The organism is Streptomyces sp. NPDC048603 (assembly GCF_043199475.1).
GTDB lineage: Bacteria > Actinomycetota > Actinomycetes > Streptomycetales > Streptomycetaceae > Streptomyces.
On record NZ_JBICVY010000021.1, the window covers coordinates 88,692 to 103,959 of the forward strand.

14 protein-coding genes are annotated in these 15,268 nt (G+C 69.3%); 10 read left to right on the forward strand and 4 right to left on the reverse strand.

Annotated features, from left to right (window positions below; all coding sequences use genetic code 11):
• The first annotated feature begins 62 nt into the window (after positions 1 to 62).
• Both gcl and ACGFQ9_RS35965 read left to right on the forward strand, forming a co-directional pair.
• A complete protein-coding gene (gene gcl, locus ACGFQ9_RS35960) occupies positions 63 to 1,850 on the forward strand; it encodes a glyoxylate carboligase (protein ID WP_393579853.1) in 1,788 nt (595 codons plus the stop codon).
• A gap of 383 nt (positions 1,851 to 2,233) precedes the next feature.
• Positions 2,234 to 2,806, forward strand: a complete 573-nt coding sequence (locus ACGFQ9_RS35965) for a hypothetical protein (RefSeq protein WP_393579855.1) — start codon at positions 2,234 to 2,236, stop codon at positions 2,804 to 2,806.
• 16 nt (positions 2,807 to 2,822) lie between these two features.
• Here ACGFQ9_RS35965 and ACGFQ9_RS35970 read toward each other — a convergent pair whose 3' ends face one another.
• The 4 genes from ACGFQ9_RS35970 to ACGFQ9_RS35985 form a co-directional block, all read right to left on the reverse strand.
• On the reverse strand, positions 2,823 to 3,992 hold the full coding sequence (locus ACGFQ9_RS35970; RefSeq protein ID WP_393579856.1) for an MFS transporter: 1,170 nt from the start codon (positions 3,990 to 3,992) through the stop codon (positions 2,823 to 2,825).
• A 471-nt stretch (positions 3,993 to 4,463) separates the two neighbouring features.
• A complete protein-coding gene (locus ACGFQ9_RS35975) occupies positions 4,464 to 5,921 on the reverse strand; it encodes a catalase (protein WP_393579857.1) in 1,458 nt (485 codons plus the stop codon).
• A gap of 244 nt (positions 5,922 to 6,165) precedes the next feature.
• Complete coding sequence (locus ACGFQ9_RS35980) at positions 6,166 to 7,056, reverse strand: 2-hydroxy-3-oxopropionate reductase (protein ID WP_393579858.1); 891 nt, start codon at positions 7,054 to 7,056, stop codon at positions 6,166 to 6,168.
• A 74-nt stretch (positions 7,057 to 7,130) separates the two neighbouring features.
• Positions 7,131 to 7,964 carry a TIM barrel protein gene (locus ACGFQ9_RS35985; protein ID WP_393579859.1) on the reverse strand — a complete coding sequence of 278 codons (834 nt, stop codon included), beginning with the start codon at positions 7,962 to 7,964 and terminating at the stop codon, positions 7,131 to 7,133.
• Between the two features lie 125 nt (positions 7,965 to 8,089).
• Here ACGFQ9_RS35985 and ACGFQ9_RS35990 point away from each other — a divergent pair, with 125 nt between their 5' ends.
• The 8 genes from ACGFQ9_RS35990 (at position 8,090) to ACGFQ9_RS36025 (ending at position 15,071) form a co-directional block, all read left to right on the forward strand.
• The gene (locus ACGFQ9_RS35990; protein ID WP_393579860.1) at positions 8,090 to 8,341 is read left to right on the forward strand and encodes a thiamine-binding protein; all 252 of its coding nucleotides are present in this window, start codon (positions 8,090 to 8,092) and stop codon (positions 8,339 to 8,341) included.
• The gene (locus ACGFQ9_RS35995; protein ID WP_393579862.1) at positions 8,338 to 8,721 is read left to right on the forward strand and encodes a helix-turn-helix domain-containing protein; all 384 of its coding nucleotides are present in this window, start codon (positions 8,338 to 8,340) and stop codon (positions 8,719 to 8,721) included. The genes ACGFQ9_RS35990 and ACGFQ9_RS35995 overlap by 4 nt, the downstream gene beginning before the upstream one ends.
• Before the next feature lie 176 nt (positions 8,722 to 8,897).
• A complete protein-coding gene (gene uraD, locus ACGFQ9_RS36000; protein ID WP_393579863.1) occupies positions 8,898 to 9,404 on the forward strand; it encodes a 2-oxo-4-hydroxy-4-carboxy-5-ureidoimidazoline decarboxylase in 507 nt (168 codons plus the stop codon).
• Between the two features lie 7 nt (positions 9,405 to 9,411).
• A complete protein-coding gene (gene uraH, locus ACGFQ9_RS36005) occupies positions 9,412 to 9,801 on the forward strand; it encodes a hydroxyisourate hydrolase (protein WP_393579865.1) in 390 nt (129 codons plus the stop codon).
• Between the two features lie 5 nt (positions 9,802 to 9,806).
• A complete protein-coding gene (pucL, locus tag ACGFQ9_RS36010; RefSeq protein WP_393579866.1) occupies positions 9,807 to 10,730 on the forward strand; it encodes a factor-independent urate hydroxylase in 924 nt (307 codons plus the stop codon).
• Between the two features lie 211 nt (positions 10,731 to 10,941).
• On the forward strand, positions 10,942 to 12,345 hold the full coding sequence (locus tag ACGFQ9_RS36015) for an 8-oxoguanine deaminase (protein WP_393579868.1): 1,404 nt from the start codon (positions 10,942 to 10,944) through the stop codon (positions 12,343 to 12,345).
• Positions 12,346 to 12,687: 342 nt separating this feature from the next.
• Positions 12,688 to 14,097, forward strand: a complete 1,410-nt coding sequence (locus tag ACGFQ9_RS36020) for a nucleobase:cation symporter-2 family protein (RefSeq protein WP_393579870.1) — start codon at positions 12,688 to 12,690, stop codon at positions 14,095 to 14,097.
• 164 nt (positions 14,098 to 14,261) lie between these two features.
• Positions 14,262 to 15,071, forward strand: coding sequence for an NmrA family NAD(P)-binding protein (locus tag ACGFQ9_RS36025; protein ID WP_393579872.1), 810 nt, complete (start codon positions 14,262 to 14,264; stop codon positions 15,069 to 15,071).
• The last annotated feature ends 197 nt before the right edge of the window (positions 15,072 to 15,268 follow it).

Below are 15,268 nucleotides of genomic sequence, written 5' to 3' on the forward strand. Positions count from 1 at the left end.
GCAGAACAAAACTTCCGGATTACGGAAACCCCCGGAAAAACAGCCTGACCGCAGGAGTACCGATGCCCCGTATGACCGCCGCTGCCGCGGCTGTGGAGATCCTCAAGCGCGAGGGAATTGACCAAGCGTTCGGCGTGCCCGGCGCGGCGATCAACCCCTTCTACCGTGAGCTCAAGAACGTGGGCGGCATCGCGCACACGCTCGCGCGCCACGTCGAAGGCGCCTCGCACATGGCCGAGGGCTACACCCGTGCCCAGGCGGGCAACATCGGTGTCTGCATCGGTACCTCCGGCCCGGCCGGCACCGACATGATCACCGGCCTGTACTCCGCGATCGCGGACTCGATCCCGATCCTGTGCATCACCGGCCAGGCCCCGGTCTCGAAGCTCCACAAGGAGGACTTCCAGGCCGTCGACATCGCCACGATCGCCAAGCCGGTCACCAAGGCCGCCACCACGGTCCTCGAGGCCGCCCAGGTCCCGGGCGTCTTCCAGCAGGCCTTCCACCTGATGCGCTCCGGCCGTCCCGGCCCGGTCCTCATCGACCTGCCGATCGACGTCCAGCTGACCGAGATCGAGTTCGACCCGGAGACCTACGAGCCGCTGCCGGTCTACAAGCCGTCCGCGACCCGCGCCCAGGCCGAGAAGGCCCTGAGCTTCCTGCTCGAGGCCGAGCGTCCGCTGATCGTCGCCGGTGGCGGCATCATCAACGCCGACGCCTCCGACCTGCTGGTCGAGTTCGCCGAGCTGACGAACATCCCGGTCATCTCCACCCTGATGGGCTGGGGCACCATCCCGGACGACCACGAGCTGGCCGCCGGCATGGTCGGTGTGCAGACCGCCCACCGCTACGGTAACGCGACGTTCCTCGAGTCGGACACCGTCATCGGTATCGGCAACCGCTGGGCCAACCGTCACACCGGTTACAACCTGGACGCGTACACCAAGGGCCGCAAGTTCGTCCACGTCGACATCGAGCCCACCCAGCTCGGCAAGATCTTCGCCCCCGACTACGGCATCGCCTCCGACGCCAAGGTCGCCCTGGAGCTCTTCATCGAGATCGCCAAGGAGTGGAAGGCCGCGGGCAAGCTCCCCGACTTCTCCGCCTGGGCCGCCTCGGCGCAGGAGCGCAAGGCCACCCTGCAGCGCCGTACGCACTTCGAGAACATCCCCATGAAGCCGCAGCGCGTCTACGAGGAGATGAACAAGGCGTTCGGCCCGGAGACCCGCTACGTCACCACCATTGGTCTCTCCCAGATCGCGGCCGCGCAGTTCCTGCACGTCTACAAGCCGCGCCACTGGGTCAACTGCGGCCAGGCCGGCCCGCTCGGCTGGACCATCCCGGCCGCCATCGGTGCCGCCACCGCGCAGCCGGACGTCCCGGTCGTCGCCCTGTCCGGCGACTACGACTTCCAGTTCATGATCGAGGAGCTGGCGGTCGCCGCCCAGCACAAGGTCCCCTACGTCCACGTCCTCGTGAACAACGCCTACCTGGGTCTGATCCGTCAGGCGCAGGGTGGTCTCGGCATCAACTTCGAGGTCAACCTCGAGTTCGAGAACATCAACACCCCGGAGATCGGCGTCTACGGCGTCGACCACGTCAAGGTCGCCGAGGGCCTGGGCGTCAAGGCGATCCGCGTCACCGACCCGGAGAAGCTGGGCGAGGCGTTCGAGCAGGCCAAGAAGCTGGCCGCCGAGCACCAGGTCCCGGTCGTCGTCGAGGCGATCCTGGAGCGCATCACCAACATCGCCATGAGCAAGACGGTCGACATGAGCGACGTCACCGAGTTCGAAGAGCTCGCGACCGAGCCGGGCCACGCCCCGACCGCCATCAAGACCCTCAAGGTCTGATCCAGGCCCCCGAAGGTCTGATCGCCCGGCCGCCGACGCGGCCGCGGCACCGCACCACCGACTGCCCCCGTCCCTCCACCCGGAGGGGCGGGGGCAGTCGCGTGTGGCCGCCCCGGTTTCCGGGGTAGGGGGCCCGCTGACGGACGCATCACGAGCGGGGCAGGGGGGCCATGACGGACACATCGGTACCCGGTACGTCAGGGGGCGGCGGGGGCACGGACGGGCCGGTGAGCCGCCCGGAATCCGGGACTCCGGGCGCGGCGGACACACGGGAGGCGGACACTCGTCCCGACCCTGCGGGCACGGGGGGAGCCCCCGGCCAGGGCAGGGGCCGCAGGCGGAGGCGGCGCAGCAGCTCGGAGCGGGCGGGCTGGATCTCCGCGGTGGCAGGTGTGCTGGGCACCCTCGTGGCCGTGATCACCTTCCTGCTGGGGGTATGGGACGACTCGGACGGGAAGGCCGGGAAGGGGACGCCGTCCTCCTCCGGGACCGCGAGCAGCGCACCCGTGAGCCCGCCCCCGCAGTCCACGACCACCCCGTCAGGCGCCGCGACCACGCCGTCGGACGGCGCGAGCGCTCCGCCGGCCTCGGGGGCGGGCGGCGAGAACTCCGTGCTGCTGCCGGTGAACAGGTACCTGGACATCAGGGACGGCAAGGCGGTGGTGCACGGGGACTCGGGCAGCCCGCTGGGGATCGAGTTCACAGCGAGCGGTGACCTGCAGACCAACCGCAGCCGGCTGACGGTGATGGACGGTGCGCAGGAGGCCTCGGTGGAGACCTGCCGCACCGCCGGGGCCTACATCACCACGCTGAACGCCCGGGACATCCGGCCCGGGGTGAGTTTCTGCCTGCTGGCCTGGGACGGCAGCCATGCGTGGGTGACGGTCCGCGAGGTGCGGTCGGCGACCTCGACCGCTTCCGCCTCGTACCTGCTCGGTGTGACGGTTCGGCGCTGAACGCCCCCGGTGGCCGTCACGCGGCCCCGCGCCGGGCCAGGAGGGTGACGGTGACGGACACCGCGGCGAGGACGGTGACGGCGGTGCCCGGACCGGTCCACTGGGCCAGGCCGCCGGCCAGCGCCGCGCCGATCCCCTGCCAGGTCATCCGGCCGGCCGACTCGACGCCCTGGACCTGCCCCCGTACGGCCTCGGGGGTCAGCGAGAGCAGCTGCTCCTGGAGCGGGAGGGTGGCCGCGAACCCGACGGAGGACAGGAACACCGCGGCCGTGAGCACCGGCACGGGCGGGTGCAGGGCGAAGAGCAGGAAGGGGACGGAGAGCAGCAGTCGCAGGGCGAAGGTGCAGCGGCGGCGCTGATCGGCGGTGAGCAGCCGTCCCACGGCCAGGTCTCCGAGGAGCATGCCGGCCGAGGCCGCGGCCAGGAGGGTGCCGGCGTGCTCGGGGGCGTAGGAGAGGAACAGGGCCTCACAGCCGACGACCAGGCCGTTCGGCACCCACAGGTTCAGCAGCAGGACCCGCCTGGCGGGGTGGGCGAAGAGCTCGGCGTTGGTGCGCCGGGTCTGCCGCAGCCCGGGTCGGTGGGCCGGCCGGACGGTGCGCTCCCGGACGGTGGCCGCCACCACGGCCAGGGCTGCCGCCGTCAGGGCCGCGGACACGGCGAAGACCTGCTCCGGGCCCGTCCGCGCCAGCAGTACGGCGCCCGCGGCGAAGCCGAGCACCGCCGTGCCGCCCGAGGTGACGTTCATCAGCGAGCGGGCCGGGACGTACGCGGAGGCCGGTACGGCCTCGGTGAGCAGCCCCATCCGGGTGCCGGTGGCCAGGGACTGGAAGAACCCCAGGAGCAGCAGCAGGGCGAACCTGGCGGTCAGCGGCAGCCCGGGCACGGCCTGGGCGGCGACACCGGCCAGGGAGAGGCCCTGGAGCGCGAGGAGGGTCCGCCGGGGGCGCTTCCCGTCCGCCACCGACATCAGGGTCAGGGCGCCGAGCACGGTCGCGAAGGTGGCGCCGTACATGCTCACGGCGGTCAGGAACGGGGAACGGGTCTGCCGGCTGACGAGGGTGCCCAGCGCGAAGCCGGACAGGGTGCCGGCGGCCACCGTCAGCGTGAAGCTCGCGTAGAGGCCGGTGAACTCCCTGTTGCGGAGCAGGGACCGGTACGAGGAGTCATGAGGGGAAGAAGGCATGAAAAAAGCCTCCGGAGGGCCGCGGTGTGGCGGACTCCGAAGGCAGGCAGGTGCATTTTAGGCATACGGACCCGCCACGAGAAAAGCGCCGAGTCACGGGACCGTCCGTGACTCGGCGCTGGATCGGGAGGTGTTGCCGCCCGACGGGGCGAGGCTGGCGCGACAGGACGTTCGCTCCGCCGGGCGGGGTATGTGTTCCCGTCCTCATACAAAGGGGCTTCTGTGCGTGGCCCCTGTATATAGAGGACAGGATGTACGGCTGGGACCGCGGTGGCGCCGACAGGACACCTTGGCTTCGTCTCCCTCAGGTCAAGAGACGGGCCGCTGGGCCTTTACCACCGCACTGGCTCGACGCCACCGCGGTCCTCGTCCTCCCATTGCCGTGAACCACCCCTCATCCGGGTCCGCGGCAGCGGGTGGCACCCGAGGCCTGACCTCCCGTCAGGCCCCCGGCGCGTTCTTGGGACTGGCTCAGGCGTCGCGCAGGGCGCGGACGGCCTCCTCGACGCGCTTGCCGTAGTCGGCGTCGGCGGCGTGGAAGTGAGCCAGGTTCTTCTCGATGATGTCCTCGCGGGACACCTGGGACAGGCCGCCGGCGATGTTCGCCACCAGGCGCTCCTTCTCGGCCTCCGACATCAGGCGGTAGAGCTCACCGGCCTGGAAGAAGTCGTCGTCCTTGGTGTGCGCCGGGGCGGCGTGGGTGCCGGTGTAGCCGGAGACGGCCTTCGGGGCACCGAGCGCCAGACCGGTCTCGGCCGGACCCTGGTACGAGTTGGGCTCGTAGTTCTTGTCGTGGCGCGAGCCGTTGCGCAGCGCCATGGCGCCGTCGCGGCCGTAGTTCTGCGCGGTGGTCGCCTTCGGGGCGTTGACCGGCAGCAGGGTGTGGTTCACACCGAGGCGGTAGCGCTGGGCGTCGGCGTAGGCGAACAGGCGGCCCTGGAGCATCTTGTCCGGAGAGGCGGTGATGCCCGGGACGAAGTTGTTCGGGGAGAAGGCGGACTGCTCGACCTCGGCGAAGACGTTCTCCGGGTTGCGGTCGAGGACCAGACGGCCCACGCGCTGCAGCGGGTAGTCGGCGTGCGGCCACACCTTGGTGAGGTCGAACGGGTTGAAGCGGTAGTCCGCGGCCTCGGCGGCCGGCATGACCTGGACGTACAGGGTCCAGCTCGGGTTCACACCGCGCTCGATGGCCTGCAGCAGGTCGGTCTGGTGCGAGTTCGCGTCCTTGCCGACGATCTCGGCGGCCTGCTCGCCGGAGAGGGAGCGGATGCCCTGGTTCGTCTTGAAGTGGTACTTGACGAAGAAGGCCTCGCCCTCGGCGTTGGTCCACTGGTAGGTGTGGGAGCCGTAGCCGTTCATGTGGCGGTAGGAGGCCGGGATGCCGCGGTCACCCATCAGCCAGGTGATCTGGTGCGTCGCCTCGGGGGCGTGCGCCCAGAAGTCCCAGACGTTGTCCGCCTCCTGCTTGCCCGTGAAGGGGTCGCGCTTCTGGGAGTGGATGAAGTCGGGGAACTTGATCGGGTCCTTGATGAAGAACACCGGGGTGTTGTTGCCGACGAGGTCGTAGTTGCCGTCCTCGGTGTAGAACTTCAGCGCGAAGCCGCGCGGGTCGCGGACGGCGTCCGCGCCACCGAGGGAGTCGGCGACGGTGGAGAAGCGCAGGAAGGTCTCGGTCTTCTTGCCGACCTCGGAGAGGAACTTGGCGGACGTCCACTGCGTGACGTCGTCGGTCACCTCGAAGTAACCGTAGGCGGCGGAGCCGCGGGCGTGCACGACACGCTCCGGGATGCGCTCACGGTTGAAGCGGGCCAGCTTCTCCAGGAGCTGCTGGTCCTGGATCAGGAGCGGGCCACCGACGCCGGCGGTGGCGGAGTTCTGGTTGTCGGCGACCGGAGCGCCGGACTCGGTCGTAAGCACGCGCTTCGACATGGTGACCTTCCGTGCGGGTAACTGCTGACGGAAAGCCTTTTCCGCCATGCGGAGGAGCCTAGTTTCGGCTCGAACTCGACGTCAACAGTTTGTTGAAGAAAGATGAAGAGAAGAGGTGATCCGGACGGTGCCGACGCCTGGGCGCGACAGGACAGGTGTCAGCGCCGGCACCATCCGGAAACTCAGTTCCCCTTACGGGGAGGGGCGGCGGGCCCGGTGGGCCCGCTCAGGCCGCTCGGACCGCTCAGACCTGCGAGCCGGAGAGGCGCTCGACGGCGCGCAGCAGGGCCGAGTGGTCCAGGCCGCCGTCACCCTGGGCGCGCAGCGAGGCGACCAGCTGGGCGACGACCGCGCCGACCGGGAGGGCCGCACCGACGTTGCGGGCGGCGTCGGTGACGATGCCCATGTCCTTGTGGTGCAGGTCGATCCGGAAACCGGGCTTGAAGTCGCGGTTCAGGAAGTTGTCCTTCTTGCGGGTCAGGACGGTGGAGCCGGCCAGACCGCCGTTGAGGACGTCCAGGGCCGCCTCGAGGTTCACGCCGGACTTCTCGAGGAAGACGACGGCCTCGGCGCACGCCTGGATGTTGACCGCGACGATGAGCTGGTTGGCAGCCTTGACCGTCTGGCCGGAGCCGTGCGGGCCACACAGGACGATGACCTTGCCGAGGGTCTCGAGGATCGGGAGGGCCGCGTCGAAGTCGGCCTGCTCGCCACCCACCATGATGGAGAGGACGGCCTCGATGGCGCCGGCCTCGCCGCCGGACACCGGGGCGTCGATGACGCGGATGCCCTTCTCGGCGGCGTTCTTCGCCAGGTCGACGGAGGTCTGCGGGGTGATCGACGACATGTCGATGATGAGCGCGCCGGACTTGGCGTTCTCCAGGATGCCGGCGGGGCCGTAGTTGATGGCCTCGACCTGCGGGGAGGCGGGCACCATCGTGATGATGACGTCGGCGTCGGCGACGGCCTCGGCGATCGAGCCGGCCGCGGTGCCGCCGGCGGCGGCCAGGCGGTCCAGCTTGTCCTGCTCAAGGGTGAAGCCGGTGACCGAGTAGCCGGCCTTCAGCAGGTTCTCGGACATGGGGGAGCCCATGATGCCGAGACCGATCCACGCGATCTTGGGGAGGTTGCTCATGATGAGGTCCTTCTCTTGATGCTTTGTACGAAAAGTGCGACGGGTGCCTGGGCGTTCGCCCGGACTTCGTCCTCTTACTTGGCGGCGCGGGCCTCGGCCGGCAGCCAGTCGAAGGACGCTGCGGCGTCGGCGGCCTTGTACTCCAGGCCGACGTAGCCCTGGTAACCGGCCTTCTTGAGCTGGTCGAGGAGGTCCTCGAGGGGCAGCTCACCCGTGCCCGGGGCACCCCGGCCCGGCTTGTCCGCGATCTGGACGTGGCCGGTCTTGGCGGCGTACTTTTCGATGACCTCGGAGAGGTCCTCATCGTTCATCGCCAGGTGGTACAGGTCGAGCAGGAACTTGGCGTTCCCCAGACCGGTCGCCTCGTTCACCTTGTCCACGACCTCGATCGCGGACGGGGCGCTCACCAGCGGGTAGAGCGGCGACTCGGGCTTGTTCAGCGTCTCGATCAGCAGGATCGCGCCGACGCGGTCCGCGGCGCGGGCCGCGATGACCAGGTTCTCCAGGGCGAGCTCGTCCTGGACGGCCGGGTCCACACCTTCGACGCGGTTGCCGTAGAGGGCGTTCAGCGCCTTGCAGCCCACCGAGGCGGCGAAGTCCGCCGCAACCTCGATGTTGGCGCGGAAGCGGTCCGACTCCTCACCGGGCACCGAGACCGCACCGCGGTCCGGGCCGGGGAGCTGACCCGCGTAGAAGTTCAGGCCCACCAGCTGAGTGCCGGCGTCCTCAAGAGCCTTCTTGAGGGCGTCGAGCTCCTCCTGAGCGGGGGTGGGGGTCTCGATCCAGGGCCACCACAGCTCGACCGCGGTGAAGCCCGCCGCGGCGGCGGCCGCGGGACGCTCCAGGAGCGGGAGTTCCGTGTAGAGGATCGAAAGGTTCACATCGAAGCGCTGGTCCGTGTATCCCATGAGGGGTATGCGCTCCTTCCGTATTGCGGAAGTTACTTTCTGCTTGATGGAAGGTTGCAAGCCGGGCGGCGCACTTGTCAAGTGGGGACTCCCGCGAATTCCGTACGTCGGGGTAGCTTGACGGCGTGCGATTGAGAGTGGAGTTCACGACCGAGCCTTTCGATCTCGACGAGGCGCCCGCCCACGCGGTGGCCGCTCGCGAGGTCCTCCGCAAGGCCCAACTGGACGAGGTGGACGTCGGCCCGTTCGGCAACACCGCCGAGGGGGAGGCGGACGCGCTGCTGGACGCGGTGTCCGCGATGCTGCGCGACTCCCTGCGGGCGGGGGCCACCCGGGTCTCGCTGCAGGTCAACGTGGTCGCGGAGGACAGCGCATGACCGAGCCCCGCGACCACCCGTTCGTCGCCGCCGTCAAGCCGCTCGTCGACGCGATGGGCGGGGAGCTGATGGACCCCTCCCAGGCGCAGCCCGACGACGTGGTCCTGTCCTGGGAGGGCGAGGACCTGCTGGCCGTACGCCTGCCGCAGCTGTCGGACTCGCTGGAGCACATCCTGGCGGCGCTGGAGCGCCGGCACGGCATGCCGCTGGCGCAGCTGGACCGGAAGTCCAAGCAGGACGTCGTGCGGATACTGGAGGCGCGCGGCGCCTTCTCCGTGCGGCACGGGGTCGAGACCGTGGCAGGGGCCCTCGGTGTGAGCCGGTTCACGGTCTACAACTACTTGAACCGGGAAAACCCGAACAAGAGCACCCGCGGGTGACCTGAAAGTCACCCGCGATTCACCTAGAGTGACGAGCCGCCGCCCGATTCAACCGGGCGGCGGCTTTTGTGTACCGGAAGTTTCAACAAAGTGTTGACGCCGTGTTGTCGGAGGGCGTTAATTACTCCCAGCCCGTCAATGCAACAAGGCCGGTGACACGGCCACGGAGGCTTCCCGTGACTTCGAGCACGACCCCGGGTCTCACCCGGTTCAACACCTTGGACGACGCAGCGGCCACGGCCGAGCTGCACGAGGTGTGCGCCAGCGCGGCATGGGGCAGCAAGCTGCTCGCCCAGCGCCCGTACGCCGACGCCGAATCCCTGTTCGCCGCGAGCGACGCCGCCATGGCCGAGCTCACCACCGCGGACCTGGAAGAGGCGATGGCGGGTCACCCGCCGATCGGCCGGCCGAAGCCGGGCGACCCGACCTCCGCGCGTGAGCAGCGCGGCATGGCCGGGGCCTCCGAGGAGCTGAAGTCCGAACTGCTCGAGCTGAACCTCGCCTACCAGGAGAAGTTCGGCCACGTCTTCCTGATCTGCGCCACCGGCGCCACCGGTGAGCAGATGCGGGACGCGGTCAAGGTCCGGATCGAGAACACTGCCGAGGTCGAGCGGGAGATCGCCCGCGGAGAGCTCGTCAAGATCAACCGGATCCGTCTGACCCGACTCGCAGAAGGAGAGTGAACAGCAGATGAGCACTGAGACCACCGCGTCGGTGTCCACCCACATCCTGGACACCAGCATCGGCCGCCCCGCCGAGGGCGTCGCCATCACCCTGTCGGCCCGTAGCGGCTTCGACGCGGAGTGGGCGGCCCTGGGCGGCTCCGCCACCGATGCGGACGGGCGCTGCAAGGACCTGCCGGCACTGCCGGAGGGCACCACCCACGTACGTCTCGACTTCGAGACCGAGGCGTACTTTTCCAAGAAGCAAGCCGAGGCGCAGCAGGACGCCCCCCGCGTAAGGGACAGCGGTGCGTTCTTCCCCGAGGTGACCATCACGTTTGCGGTCAACCCGGGCGAGCACTACCACGTACCGCTGCTGCTCAACCCGTTCGGCTACTCCGTTTACCGAGGGAGCTAGCAGACATGACCACGATTCTCGGGCAGAACCAGTACGGCAAAGCTGAGAACCGCGTCGTCAAGATCACGCGGGACGGCGACACCCACCACATCAAGGACCTGAACGTCTCGGTCGCCCTCTCCGGCGACATGTCCGACGTCCACCTGTCCGGCTCGAACGCCAACTGCCTGCCGACCGACACCACCAAGAACACGGTGTACGCGTTCGCCAAGGAGTACGGCATCGAGTCCGCCGAGCAGTTCGGCATCCACCTGGCCCGCTGGTTCGTCAACAGCCAGGAGCCGATCCACCGGGCGCGCATCCGCATCGAGGAGTACTCCTGGGAGCGGATCGCCACCTCGGACGCCAACTCGAAGTTCATCGGCGCCGACGAGGTGAAGCACTCCTTCGTCCGCAAGGGCCAGGAGACCCGCGTCACCCAGATCACGTACGACGGCCAGAACTGGGAGGTCATCTCCGGCCTCAAGGACCTGATCGTCATGAACTCCACGAACTCGGAGTTCTGGGGCTACGTGAAGGACAAGTACACGACCCTGCAGGAGGCGTACGACCGCATCCTGGCCACCCAGGTGTCGGGCCGCTGGCGGTTCAACTGGACCGACGACGAGCAGCGCATGCCGAACTGGGAGAAGTCCTACGAGGCCACCAAGAAGCACATGCTCGAGGCCTTCGCGGAGACCTACTCCCTGTCGCTGCAGCAGACCCTGTACCAGATGGGTTCGCGCATCATCAACCACCGTTCGGAGATCGACGAGGTCCGCTTCTCGCTCCCGAACAAGCACCACTTCCTTGTCGACCTTGAGCCGTTCGGCCTCAAGAACGACAACGAGGTGTACTTCGCCGCGGACCGTCCGTACGGTCTGATCGAGGCCACCATCCTCCGCGACGGCGCCGACGCGCGCATCCCGGTGGACCTGACCAACCTCTAAACACCCGATAGAGGAAGGTCCCGCCGCGTCCCGGGGCTCCGCAGTGGCCCCGGGGCGGGGTAGCCCCCCACGCACCGACTTCCTGTATATCGGCACCCGGCGTATCACACGGGGCGACAGTACTGTCAGCTGTCAAGGCCCCCGGCTCCGGTACTCAAATTCCTGGGCCCTGCCGTGCCCGCACCGCCACTGAAAGCACGAGGAAGCCCCCATGGCTGCATCGGCAACCCCTGACAGCACGGTCGAGCGCATCATCATCGAGAACTGCGCGATCGCCACCGTCGACGCCCACGACACCGAGTACGCCTCGGGTCACGTCGTGATCGCCGGCAACAAGATCGAGGCCATCGGTGCGGGCAGCGCCCCCGAGAACCTCCAGAACGTGGTCCGTCGGATCGACGGGACCGGGCACCTCGTGACCCCCGGTCTGGTCAACACGCACCACCACTTCTACCAGTGGATCACGCGTGGCCTCGCCACCGACCACAACCTCTTCAACTGGCTCGTCGCCTTGTACCCGACCTGGGCGCGCATCGACGAGCAGATGGCCTACTCCGCGGCCCAGGGCTCCCTGGCCGCCATGGCCCGTGGCGGTGTCACCACCGCGATGGACCACCACTACGTGTTCCCCAAGGGTGCCGGCGACCTCTCCGGCGCGATCATCCGCGCCGCGTCCGAGATGGGCGTCCGCTTCACCCTGGCCCGCGGCTCCATGGACCGCAGCGTGAAGGACGGCGGCCTGCCGCCGGACCACGCCGTCGAGACCCTCGAGGGTGCCCTGGCCGACACCGAGGCGACCGTCAAGAAGTTCCACGACGCCTCCTTCGACTCGATGACCCAGGTCGCCGTCGCCCCGTGCTCGCCCTTCTCGGTCTCCACCGAGCTGCTGAAGCAGGGCGCCGAGCTGGCCCGCCGCCTCGGTGTGCGCATGCACACCCACGGCAGCGAGACCGTCGAGGAAGAGAAGTTCTGCCACGAGCTCTTCGGCATGGGCCCGACCGACTACTTCGAGTCGACCGGCTGGCTCGGCGAGGACGTGTGGATGGCGCACAGCGTCCACATGAACGACTCCGACATCGCCGCCTTCGCCCGTACGAAGACCGGTGTCGCGCACTGCCCGTCCTCCAACGCCCGTCTGGCCGCCGGCATCGCCCGCGTCCCGGACATGCTCGCCGCCGGTGTCCCGGTCGGCCTCGGCGTGGACGGCACCGCCTCCAACGAGTCCGGTGAGCTGCACACCGAGCTGCGCAACGCGCTGCTGATCAACCGCCTGAACCCGGTGCACCGCGAGGCCGCGCTCAACGCCCGCCAGGCCCTGCGCCTCGGCACCTACGGCGGCGCCCAGGTCCTCGGCCGGGCCGACAACATCGGCTCGCTCGAGGTCGGCAAGCTCGCCGACCTGGTGCTCTGGAACCTCTCCACCTTCCTGCACTCCTCGATCGCCGACCCCGTGACCGCTCTGGTCTTCGGTGCGGCGGCCCCGGTGACGGCCTCGTTCGTCAACGGCAAGCAGATCGTGGAGAACAACCGCCTGATCACCGCGGACGAGGACGCCATCGCCGTGTCCACCCGCGAAGAAGCCCGGCGTCTCGCGCGGATCTCCGCGCAGGGCTGATCACGAGAATCCGGCCGGGGGGGACGGCCCCCGGCCGGTGGTTCCGGACCCGAGCGGGGTCCGGGACAGCTGTTCCCGGTTCATGCCGCCGCAGTTCTCCAAGGCGGCATGAACCGGGGGCGGTGAAGCGGGGACACGCTGTCGGCTGTGTGTGGGTGTTTGGCATGCCCCGAACAGATCGAGAGGCCGGGATCCGACGTCAGGGCACGAGGATCCGCCGTCCCTCCGCCCGCTGCTGTACCTGCATCACCTGCATCACTCGCTTTCACCTGAATCACCCGCATCACCTCCTTGACACCCGCGTCACCTGCTGACGTGTTAACCGACCGGAGGAAGCCATCCGTGGCCGCACAACCCAGGTTCCACAAGCAAACCACCGCGTCGGCACCACCGGCGGAGAGGCATCCGGTCGACGAGACCCTGCCGCCGCTGAAGATGTTCACCAGCGGTCTCCAGCACGTCGCCGCCATGTACGCGGGTGTGGTCGCACCCCCCATGATCGTCGGTCCGGCCGTCGGCCTCTCCGCGAAGGAGACGGCCTTCCTGATGGGGGCCTCCCTCTTCACCGCCGGACTCGCAACCCTCCTCCAGACCCTCGGCTTCTGGCGGATCGGGGCCAAGCTCCCCTTCGTCAACGGCGTCTCCTTCGCCGGCGTGACCCCGATGATCGCCATCGGGAAGGGGGAAGGCGACAACGCCATCCCCGTCATCTTCGGCGCGATCATCGTCGCCGGCCTGCTCGGCTTCTTCGCAGCCCCCTACTTCGGGAAGCTCGTCCGCTTCTTCCCGCCCGTGGTCACCGGCACGGTCATCCTGCTGATCGGCGTGTCCCTGCTCCCGGTGGCCTTCAACTGGTCCCAGGGCGGCAACGCCCACGCAGCCGACCACGGCTCCATGCGGAACATCGGGATGGCGGCGCTCACCCTCGCCATCGTGCTGCTGATGCGCAGGTTCCTGCGCGGCTTCCTGCAGCAGATAGCGATCCTGCTCGGCCTCGTCGCCGGCACGCTCATCGCCCTGCCGCTGGGCATGACGAACTTCGACGCGATCCGTGACGCGGACGTCGTCGGCTTCCCGACGCCGTTCCACTTCGGTGCCCCGCAGTTCCAGGTCGCCGCGATCATCTCCATGTGCATCGTCATGCTCGTCTGCATGACCGAGTCCACCGCCGACATCCTCGCCCTCGGCCGGATCGTGGGCCGTCCCGCGGACGAGAAGACCATCGAGGGCGGCCTGCGCGCCGACGCGCTCGGCAGCGCGCTCAGCCCCGTGTTCAACGGCTTCATGTGCAGCGCCTTCGCCCAGAACATCGGGCTGGTGGCGATGACCAAGGTGCGGAGCCGGTTCGTGGTCGCGGCGGGCGGCGGCATCCTGATCCTGCTGGGCCTGTGCCCGGTGGCCGCTTCCGTCATCGCCCTGGTCCCGCTGCCGGTGCTGGGCGGTGCCGGGATCGTCCTCTTCGGCTCGGTCGCGGCCAGCGGCATCCAGACCCTGGCCGCCGCCGCGATGGAGAAGGGCGAGAACGCCCTGATCGTGGCCGCCTCGGTGGGCGTCGGCCTGATCCCGATCGCCGCGCCCGACTTCTACCACGCCTTCCCCGAGGACCTGCTGGTCGTGCTCGACTCGGGCATCAGCACCGGGTGCGTGGTAGCCATCCTGCTCAACCTGGCGTTCAACCATGTGGGCAGCCGCCGGAGCCGGGAGGACGCGGCCGCGTCCGAGTCGGTGCCCGAGGCGGTGCCCGCTCACTGAGTCGCGCCGCGGGCGCGCCGAGACCGTACGGCGGTACGTACGTCACCCACTGCGGGCGTGGCGTGCGTACCGCCGTATCCGTATGCGCGGAGGAAGCGGCTGAAGGGGCTTGACCTCAAGTTCGGTTGATCTTTTAGCGTCCGTGGGGACGGAAGGAGATCACTGTGACGACACTCGTGACAGGGGCCACCGGGAACACCGGGCGGCACGTCGTGGCGGAGCTGGTCCGACGGGGAGAGCCCGTCCGGGCGCTGACCCGGAATCCGGCCACGGCCGCGGGCGGCTTACCCGCCGGGGTGGAGGTGTTGGCCGGGACACACACGGAACCGGAGGGGCTCGATGCCGCTCTCGCCGGTGCCACCCGGCTGCACATCACGGTCACGGCGGGGCTCGCCGAAGTCGGACCCGAGCTGGTGCGGCGGGCGGTCGACGCGGGGGTGCGGCGCATCACCGTGCTGTGGGGCGGCTTCGTGGGACCGGTCGAGCAGGCCGTGGCGGACTCGGGGGTGGAGTGGACCCGCCTTGAACCGCAGGAGTTCATGTCCAACACGCTGACCTGGGCCGAGTCGGTGCGGACCGAGGGCGTCGTGCGCGAGCCGTACGACTTTCCCAGCGCGCTCGTCCACGAGGCGGACATAGCGGCGGTGGCGGCCGCCGCGCTGCTCGACGACGGTCACGCGGGCCGCGCCTACAACCTCACCGGGCCCGAACCGCTGACCCCGCGCGAACGGATCGCGGTCCTTGCACGGACGACCGGCCGCGACATCGCCTTCGTCCCGATCACACACGAACAGGCCCTCGACAGGCTGATCGCCACAGGGGTGTCCCGGGCGGACGCCGAGTACGTCGTCGGCTGGTACGCCGCTCCCAGCGCTGACTCCACGACCGTCGTCGACACGGTCGAACGGGTAACCGGGCGCCCGGCACGCACGTTCGCGCAGTGGGCCACCGAGCACGCGGACCGCTTCCGCTAGGCGGGCGCTGGGGGGCTTCCGCCTGGGGACCGGTTTGGGGGACCGGTCGGTGGGGCGGGGTGGGGGTGGGGGTGTGCCGGGGCTTCGCTGGGTCGGCGTCATGGGGGTGCCCGGGGGCTGCCCGTCAGTCCTGATTGTCTTTCCGTGCCGGCCGTCGGCGTCAAGGGCGCGACGTTGTCGCGTCGCCTCCGGCGATG